This window comes from Sporomusa sp. (assembly GCF_057736855.1).
Genome location: NZ_JBYKYF010000110.1, coordinates 1 through 9294 on the forward strand (window position 1 = coordinate 1; position 9294 = coordinate 9294).

Annotated in this window: 10 protein-coding genes; all 10 read right to left on the reverse strand. The window is 41.3% G+C overall.

What is annotated here, in order from left to right:
* Positions 1 to 326, reverse strand: a 326-nt coding sequence (locus AC29Z1_RS08905; protein WP_488271106.1) for a hypothetical protein, incomplete at its 3' end; no start/stop codon positions are given.
* 137 nt (positions 327 to 463) lie between these two features.
* Positions 464 to 1039 carry an AAA family ATPase gene (locus tag AC29Z1_RS08910; protein WP_488271107.1) on the reverse strand — a complete coding sequence of 192 codons (576 nt, stop codon included), beginning with the start codon at positions 1037 to 1039 and terminating at the stop codon, positions 464 to 466.
* Positions 1040 to 1117: 78 nt separating this feature from the next.
* On the reverse strand, positions 1118 to 2464 hold the full coding sequence (gene spoIVB / locus AC29Z1_RS08915) for a SpoIVB peptidase (protein ID WP_488271108.1): 1347 nt from the start codon (positions 2462 to 2464) through the stop codon (positions 1118 to 1120).
* A gap of 210 nt (positions 2465 to 2674) precedes the next feature.
* A complete protein-coding gene (gene recN / locus AC29Z1_RS08920; RefSeq protein WP_488271109.1) occupies positions 2675 to 4384 on the reverse strand; it encodes a DNA repair protein RecN in 1710 nt (569 codons plus the stop codon).
* Between the two features lie 22 nt (positions 4385 to 4406).
* A complete protein-coding gene (gene argR / locus AC29Z1_RS08925; protein ID WP_488271110.1) occupies positions 4407 to 4868 on the reverse strand; it encodes an arginine repressor in 462 nt (153 codons plus the stop codon).
* A gap of 6 nt (positions 4869 to 4874) precedes the next feature.
* Positions 4875 to 5441 (reverse strand): tRNA 5-(aminomethyl)-2-thiouridylate-methyltransferase MnmM, encoded by a 567-nt coding sequence (gene mnmM / locus AC29Z1_RS08930; protein WP_488271111.1) that lies wholly within the window; start codon positions 5439 to 5441, stop codon positions 4875 to 4877.
* Positions 5428 to 6297, reverse strand: a complete 870-nt coding sequence (locus tag AC29Z1_RS08935) for an NAD(+)/NADH kinase (RefSeq protein ID WP_488271112.1) — start codon at positions 6295 to 6297, stop codon at positions 5428 to 5430. Before AC29Z1_RS08935 ends, mnmM begins: the two co-directional genes overlap by 14 nt.
* A gap of 14 nt (positions 6298 to 6311) precedes the next feature.
* Positions 6312 to 7130 (reverse strand): TlyA family RNA methyltransferase, encoded by an 819-nt coding sequence (locus AC29Z1_RS08940; protein ID WP_488271113.1) that lies wholly within the window; start codon positions 7128 to 7130, stop codon positions 6312 to 6314.
* Positions 7127 to 9019, reverse strand: coding sequence for a 1-deoxy-D-xylulose-5-phosphate synthase (gene dxs / locus AC29Z1_RS08945; RefSeq protein WP_488271114.1), 1893 nt, complete (start codon positions 9017 to 9019; stop codon positions 7127 to 7129). Before dxs ends, AC29Z1_RS08940 begins: the two co-directional genes overlap by 4 nt.
* Positions 9020 to 9120: 101 nt before the next feature.
* Positions 9121 to 9294: divergent PAP2 family protein (locus AC29Z1_RS08950; RefSeq protein WP_488271115.1), on the reverse strand; the 174-nt coding region annotated here is incomplete at its 5' end.

Consider the following 9294-nt stretch of genomic DNA (forward strand, 5'->3'; position numbering starts at 1 on the left):
ATTCCATTTTTAGCCTTAAGAATAAATTGCTTTGCCTGTAAGAGTTCATCTACATATTCTGCAATCAGTCTAGTTACACCCTCACTTTGCATGGTAGCCAATGATTTCAGCTTCTTGATGACCTTATCAATTTCAATTTCATATAACTGAATATCTGGTATTTGTGATAGTAATGTTACATCATTCGTAAGGGTTTTGAGTTTACTTTTGGCTTGGATGGGATTTGAACCCAGATAAATAGATGTATTTTTCGGAAGTTTTGTTTCAGGGTTGTAGACGCTATCTTTTAGATAAAAGGTTCCGTTTTTGCGTTTCTCGATATGCATTACAACACCTCTCCACCATAAAAAGTATACTCACAATATATTTGTGAGTATACAATCCAGATCAATCAATAAACTCACAATTATATTGTGAGTTTATTGTAACATGTTGTTGTCAGGTTCGCAATCTAATTCATAAGTTAAAAGCGCATTTGTTTCCACAGTTTTACCATGCAATCAATGGCCTCTTTGCCGAAATCTTTCTCGCCGCCTCTGGCCAGTGAATAAGCTTCGTCAATAAAGAGGATACCCCCATAAGCTTTTCTTAATTGTTCCCGAGTTTTTTGGGCGGTATGGCCTATATATTCGCCCACCAAGTCTGCCCGTTCTACTTCAATAAGATGCCCGCGTGATAAAACCCCCATTTCACGGAAAATTTTCCCCATAATTCTGGCTACTGTCGTTTTGCCAGTACCGGGATTGCCTTTGAAGATCATGTGTAATACCAAATGTTCTGTATTTAAACCTTCTTTTTCCCGACGTTTCTGAATTTCGATAAATGCATATATCTCTCTAACTAGCTTTTTTACCTCGGTTAATCCGACAAGATTATCTAGCTCACTTAAAATTTTCTCAATCCGGTTTTCTGAATTGGACTGAGAATGGATGTAGGGAGCGTTGGCTTCGATTTCACGGAGCTTTTTAAATGCTTCAATTGGTGATAACTCCCCAGAGCTAATCGCTGCTAATACTTCTTCAAAACACAGATATGCCATACTCTCACCCCACCACCGTAGGCTTCGTGATATATAGTATACGCTAAGACGGTCAAAAGGTGATTGCTATCATAAAGGTTACTTACTAGCACAAAAAACTGCCAGAAAACTAAACAATTTTCTGGCAGTTTGACGTTCCTTTTTCGGAATGATGCCACTTTCCATTAACATCCAGTCGACAAAACAACCGTATCCGCTTGTTGGGTCATGAACAAATACATGAGTTATGGCTCCTATTAGTTTACCATTTTGAATAATCGGGCTGCCGCTCATGCCCTGTACGATTCCTCCAGTTTTTTCGATAAGTCGCTGGTCCGTAATTTTAACAACCAGTCCCTTGCTTTCTGGCGTTTCTTGTAGGTTTATTTTTTGAATTTCTATTGCGAATTGTTCGATGGTTTGACCATCCACTACTGTCAGCATTTCAGCAGGACCGAGTTGAATTTGGCTCATAGACGCCACCGGGATGGCTTCAGGATATTTATCATTTTTTAAATTTGTTTTTAATTCACCATAAATTCCGAACTGGGTATTCTTGCTGATATTACCTATTAATTGATCTTCTTCAATAAAAACACCAATTTTTTCTCCTGGGTGGCCTCTTTTTCCATGCTGAATGCCTGACACTGTGGCAAGTACAATTTTACCCTGTTCGCAATCTATGGGCTGATTGGTATCACTGTCAGTAATTATGTGGCCTAAAGCTCCATATATTTTTGATTCAGTTTCATAAAACGATAATGTACCTACGCCTGCTGCGCTATCTCGTACAAATAAGCCAATGCGATAGCGTTTTGTGTCATGGCATAATACCGGTGATACTGTTACATGTTGCTGACCTTCACTACGTTTCAGTAAAATATCCACAGTGCGATTTTTTCTACCACTCTCATCTATAATTTCGGCTACTTGGGTATCACTCTGCACAGGAATTCCATTAATACTAATAATGACATCACCTACGGTGATTCCAGCATCTTTAGCTGGAGTAACATACTGTCCTTGCATAGTTAAAACCGGTGAATTACCAACAACGATAACTCCTTGTGAGCGGAGCACGACTCCGATCGAGTGCCCTCCAGGAACTAATTTTATTGGCGGTAATACGTCAACTTGGACAGTACGAAATGGTATTATACCGAACAATTTGAACTCGATCGTCGATTGGCCAAGCTTAACAGGTTCGAGTGAAACCGGACGGGATAGTGCCATGGTTGGTAAGAAGTCGGGAGTTTGGAGCCGAATACTGTCACTATCCTGCTTTAGTTTGACGGTAAGAGGAAAATTTACGTCAAACAGTGCTGTCTCACCTTCGATGATCCTGATATGCATAGGAAGACCGTAAATATTCCGAAATTGAGGAGAAAAACAAAATGCAATGATTGCGCTAATGATTAACATTGCCAAGATTAGCCTGCGGTTCATAAAGCGATTACATCTTGTCATGTTTTTTTCCATCACTCCCTATTGCATTCTTCCCAAAATTACCACCTTTAGGTTTCACCTCATTCTTTTGGTTGCTGCAAATTTAGAATTTCCCGAATACAAAGAGGATTATTCCGGCGATATTAGTATTAATTGTCTTGGTAGCTCATTTTGGGGTATTTTTTAAATAAAAATAGCGTAAGCTTACGCTTACGCTTTATTTTTCCAACTTTCTTTTTTTTGCTGAGAAATCTCTAACATTTGAGCAGCATTATCAATGGATAATTGTGTTATTTCTCCAGTAGTCATTCTGGCCAATTCTAAAATTTGTGCGTCTTTATCAAGAGTAGTTACATGAGTTATGGTTCGTTCATCCTTAACAACTTTTTCAATATAAATATGACAATCTGCCATGGAAGCAATTTGCGGAAGATGAGTTATACATAAAACCTGTTTGCCAAAAGCAGCAATTCTGGCAATTTTCTCAGCTACCTTTTGGGCCGTTTGTCCGCCAATACCGGCATCGACTTCATCAAAAACCATAGTAGCGATTTCATCACGTTCAGAACAAACCGTTTTAATGGCCAATGCAATACGTGATAACTCGCCGCCTGACGCAATTTTATGCAATAATTTGGGTTCTTCCCCAGGATTGGCCGAAAACAGGAAATTAACGTCATTAGCGCCGTTAAGGGTATATTGATCATGACGTTTAACTGCAACTTGAAATTGTGCTTTTGGCATACCTAAATCAGCCATATGGGCTGATATTTGTTTAGCAAGTTCGTGGCCGGCTGTTCGCCGCAATCTGTCTAGCTCATCTGCAAGCTGCGCTACTTTATGTGAAAGGCTGTGTTCTTCTTGTTCAAGCATAGCAAGCTGTTCATCGTAATTGGTGATAGCTGCCAGTTCAGTACTAGCCTGCTCATAATACTGCAATATGTCTTCGATGGTTGCTCCATACTTTTTCTTGAGTTTATAAATTGTATCAAGGCGATCTTCTAACTTAGCCAGTTTAGCTGGGTTAAAGTCAATATTTTCTTGATAATTTCTTAGTTCCCCCATCGTTTCTTCTAATTGATACAACGATTCGGTTATAACTGCTAGTTGAGTTTCGAGAGCGGTATCGTACCGTGCCGCCAATTCAAGCTGGTGTTTGATATCGGCAAGACCGGCTACTATACCATTAAAACCATTGTTCCCTTGACTTAACAACATGTAGGAACGCGATATGGCATTGGCAATTTTTTCGGCATTAGCCAAAACCTTAATTTGATTCTCTAGTTTTTCGTCTTCACCGGGGACAAGAGCGGCAGCAGCAATTTCCTGAGTTTGCCAGGTAAGCATTTCTTCTCGTTGCAGGCGTGTTCTTGCGTCGTGTGTAAGCTCAGCCAGCTCACTTTTAATTTTTTGCCACTGTTTATAGACTTGGCGGTATTCTTCTAATTTTATCTTGGTTTCAGATGAGAATGCATCAGTAAGCGCCAGATGAACCTCAGGTTTTAGCAAGGCCTGGTTTTCATGCTGTCCATGCATATCAACAAGTTGTTCGCCAATTTTTCGTAGTACAGTCAGAGTAACCTGACAGCCGTTTACATGGATGGAGTTTTTACCATGTTTAGTCAATCGTCTTGTGATAATCAGGGAGCCATCCTCTTCTGGCGAAATTCCTTGCTCGTCAAGGAGGTTTTTTACAGAATGGTTATCTGTTATATCAAAAACCGCTTCCACCCGGAAGCTATCCGCCCCACTACGGATAGAATCGCCTGAAGCTTTTCCGCCTATAATCGCTGATAATGCATCAATAAAAATCGATTTGCCTGCTCCGGTTTCTCCTGTCAAAATGTTAAGACCAGGTGCAAATTCAATATGTGCTCTATCAATAAGTGCAAAATTAACGACTGTCAGTGACTTCAGCATTTGTTATCACCTCTCAAAACTGCTATACTCCACGCCCCATCAGCGATTGGAATTTGGCTACAACTTGTGGAACAGCTTCAATAGGTTTAACAAGTACGAAAATGGTATCATCACCAGCCACTGTGCCAATAATTTCAGGCCATTTGACATAATCAATGGTATAAGCCACTGCCTGCGCAGTGCCAGGCAGTGTCCGCAACACGACAATATTTTGACTATAGTCAATGTTAACTATTGAATCATGAAATGTACGCTCCATGCGGGCTTGTGACAAAACAATATTTTGCTCAGGGGGAAAAGCGTAGCGATACCGCCCGTCGCCTGTCGGCACTTTAATAAGCATAAGCTCCTTTATGTCGCGCGATACGGTAGCTTGCGTGATTTCAATTCCATGCTTACTAAGTGCTTCCGCTAACTCTTCTTGAGTTTCAATTACATAACGCTCAATAATTTCTTTAATCTTTGCATGACGTAACGCCTTCAAGCTATTTTACTCCTTCACCTTTTCGATTATATACAATATTGGTGGATTATTTCTTTGGTTTACCATTGACCAACAAGCAATAGCAAATGTATCTTGGCATAAGCTTGTCAAGTACTCGTATACAGCCTGGTTTTCCATCCTGCCATGTTCATAGCCCGGATAGGCTGCAATCGTTATAAGTCCACCCACAGTAAGTAGTTTCAGGCTTTGCGTTATGGCTGTTATCGTAGTATCTGGACACGTATTTATAGTTCGATCACTGCCGGGTAAATATCCCAGATTAAACATGACAACATCTATTGGATGGTGAATATGATGGGTTATGTTGGCATGATTATCTAAGATGAGTTTAACTTTTTCACGTAACTTATGATGAGTCAGCAGTTCTTCTGTTTTTTTCAGTGCCTGTTGCTGAATGTCAAATGCCCAAATAACTGCGTTCGGGGCAGAGTTTTTTGCTAAAAACAAAGTATCTTTACCATTTCCGGCTGTAGCATCCACTATATGGCTGGCTGTGGTCAGCTTTGCGAGTACAAACTGATGAGCCATTAGGACTGCGTTAGCAACTACCATTCCGGTCGCCTCTCCTTAGTTTAGTACGTAGGGTCTCATAATAACTTTTACCAGCAAATTTGATAAAGCGTGCTCGATACGGAGACCGCCGGACAACTACCGTGTCATTCGGCAATAAGCTATAGACTGATTGCCCGTCTACCGTAAGTACAATATCGTCATGGGTTGCTTGCATCCGGACTTTTACTTCTTCCTCTTCTGAGATAACTAAAGCGCGGGAATGGAGCGTATGAGGACAGATTGGTGTAATAACGATGACTTTCAGGTTAGGATTTACAATCGGACCGCCAGAAGATAATGAATACCCGGTTGATCCGGTAGAAGTAGCAATGATCAGTCCATCAGCAGGATAGTCGGCGGTAAGTACTTCATCAATATATAATTTTAGTTTTATCATGCGGGAAAATCCGCCTTTAGCAACAACAATATCATTAAGTGCTGACGAAATAAAAATTGGATTGTCGTCACGGATGACAACCGCATCTAACATAAGCCGGTCCTCGATGTAATAATCGCCTTGAACAAGTCTGTCTAAAGCATCACTTAATTCAGGCAGTTCAATCTCAGTCAAGAATCCCAAGTTCCCCATGTTTACTCCACATACCGGGATACCTAATGGGGCAATTTCCCTGGCGGTGTTTAAGAGTGTTCCATCACCACCTAAAGTAATACCAAATGCAATGTTGTTTTGTGCAGATTCCAGTTTGCCTACCAAATGGGAGCATTTAAGTTCTAATGCAGCATCTTCGGGCATAACCACCTGGACATTGCGTTCTTTAAAATATTGCATCATCCAACCCAACACCGTACCAATATTTTGCTTTTTCGTGTTGGGAAACAAGCCTACAGTCAACAAACCTATGTCCTCCATTATCCTGTTAGATTGGCATGGGCATCGGCAATTACAGTATCAATGTCTGTAGTATCTATTTGGTCATCAATTGCTTCGTTAGCAAGATATAATAAGTATTCAATATTGCCTTCCGGGCCTTTAATCGGTGAATATGTGATTCCTATTGGCGAAAGGGCCAATTGACGAGAGATTCTTACTACATTGTTAATAACTTCACGATGTATAGCCGGATCTCGCACGACTCCTTTTTTGCCTACTTTATCCCGACCTGCTTCAAACTGCGGTTTAATGAGTGCGACGATGCGTCCTTGGGGAGTGAGCAGGGATTTTACTACTGGCAATACTTTATCAAGCGAGATAAAAGAAACATCGATGGAAACAAAATCTAACAGCTCACCTAAATCTTCCGGTTTTAGGTTGCGAATATTGGTTCGTTCCATGTTAACTACACGGTCATCGGTACGTAAGGACCAAGCAAGTTGGCCGTAGCCAACATCTATGGCATATACTTTGGCAGCACCATTTTTTAAAGCACAATCAGTAAATCCTCCGGTTGATGCGCCAACATCGGCCATTACTTTGCCAGTCAAGTCCAGGTTAAAATATTTTAATGCTTTGGCGAGCTTTAGTCCTCCGCGGCTAACGTAACCAATACTGTCACCGTGAACAGTAATGTTAGCAGATACAGGCACAAGAGTACCGGCTTTATCCATTTTTTGTCCGTCAACGGTTACAATTCCTGCCATAATATAGGCTTTAGCCCGTTCACGGCTTGTAGCCAAGCCTTTTTCCACTAGTAATACATCAAGACGCTCTTTGTTTTTTTGTTCTGTCATTTGCGTGCTCCAAACTGCCGGATAAAGGTCATAACACTAGTAGCTATACCTTTATCATCTAATCCATATTGAGTCAATAGCTGACTGCGTTGACCGTGTTCAATGAACTGGTCAGGAAGACCGAGTCGTAACACTTTTACCCAGTTAAGATTTTGGGAGTTAATATATTCCAGTACGGCCGAACCAAATCCTCCGGCTAATACATTATCTTCAACAGTAACAATGATTCCTGTTTCACGAGCCAGTTGACGGATCATTTGTTCGTCCAATGGTTTTATAAATCTTGCATTTACTACGCTAGTGGAAATATTCTCCTTGGCTAATAAAGCAGCAGCCTGTTTACAGGGTTCAACCATTGAGCCTGCTGCTAATAAGACTACATCTTTTCCTGCAACCAATTTCTCAGCTTTGCCGATTTCAAGTTGAGTAAAACCATCTTGTAATGTTACGCCGATACCGTTACCGCGAGGATAACGAATAGCCACAGGTGCATTGAGTGTTGTGGCAGTATATAACATATGGCGGAGTTCATCTTCATCTTTCGGTGCCATTACTACCATATTGGGAATATGCCGCAAGTAAGAATAGTCAAAAACTCCATGATGGGTCGGCCCATCTTCGCCTACGATACCAGCTCTATCAAGCATCATGATAACTGGTAGGTTTTGCAGACACACATCATGAAGAATTTGATCATATGCGCGTTGGGTAAAGGTAGAGTAGATTGCAACGATAGGACGTATTCCCTGTGTAGCCATGCCGGCAGCCAGCGTAATGGCATGTTGTTCGGCAATACCTACATCAAAAAAACGTTTAGGGAATTTTGCAGCAAATTTTTTCAGGCCGGTGCCGTCAGGCATGGCTGCAGTTATTGCGACAATAGCTGGATTTTGTTCTGCCAGCTTAACGATAGTATCGCCGAATACCTGCGTATAGGATGGCGCACTGTTTGCACTTATTTTTATTTCGCCGGTTTCAATACAGAAAGGACCTACACCATGAAATTTATCCGCGTTGCGCTCGGCGGGTGCATATCCCTTGCCTTTTTGCGTTAATAAATGGATAAGCACAGGTCCCTTAATACTTTTCGTTTTATTCAGTACATCCAAAATCGAGGAAATATTATGACCGTCAATGGGGCCAAAATAGGTAAAACCTAATTCTTCAAATAACATTCCGGGAACTAACAGATATTTTAAACTATCTTTTACCCGTTCGGCAGTATTGGCCACACTATCGCCAATAGCCGGAATCCGGCGTAATAAATACTCAATATCATGTTTTACTTTCGAGTACGTTGGGGCAGTACGCATTTTGGCCAAGTATTCGGACATTGCGCCAACATTTTTGGCAATAGACATTTCATTATCATTCAGAATTACTGTGAGATTTATTCCCAGATGCCCTGCATGATTAAGTGCTTCATAAGCTTGTCCGCCTGTTAGTGAACCATCGCCGATAATGGCTATAACGTTACCTTTTGCGCCTGACATATCACGTGCCAGCGCAATTCCCAGAGCTGCGGAGATGGATGTACTGGAGTGACCGGTACCAAAAGCATCATGCTGACTTTCACAGCGTTTGGGAAATCCGGAGATCCCTCCGCTTGTACGCAGAGTGGAGAAATTTTCTCGCCGGCCTGTTAAAATTTTATGCACATATGCCTGATGTCCGACATCCCAGATAAATTTGTCTCTGGGGCTGTCAAACATTTTATGAAGTGCTAAGGTTAGTTCAACAACTCCCAGGTTTGGGGCCAAATGTCCGCCATTGATTGACACTGTATGTATAAGAAGCTCGCGGATTTCCCCGGCGAGCTTTTCTAATTGGGGCACAGATAGGTTTTTAAGATCTTGTGGTCCGTTAATGCTGTTAAGCAGTTTACTCAAACTAGTTCCCCGCTTTCTTTCGTGGTGTCAAGCAAGCTCTTTTGACACCAAATGGTAATTACACTTACCAAACCTATTATAGCATATCTCAGTATAAACATTCATCTATAAAATAAATAAAACAAGTAGGCAACAACTGACCCATGGATAGCTCCACCAAGCACTTCTAGCGGCGTATGTCCTAGAAGCTCTTTAAGCCTTGTTTCACGTACGGTATGCTCAACCCGCATTTCTCGTACCAGTTTATTAATAACTTTGGCCTGTTTACCTGCCGC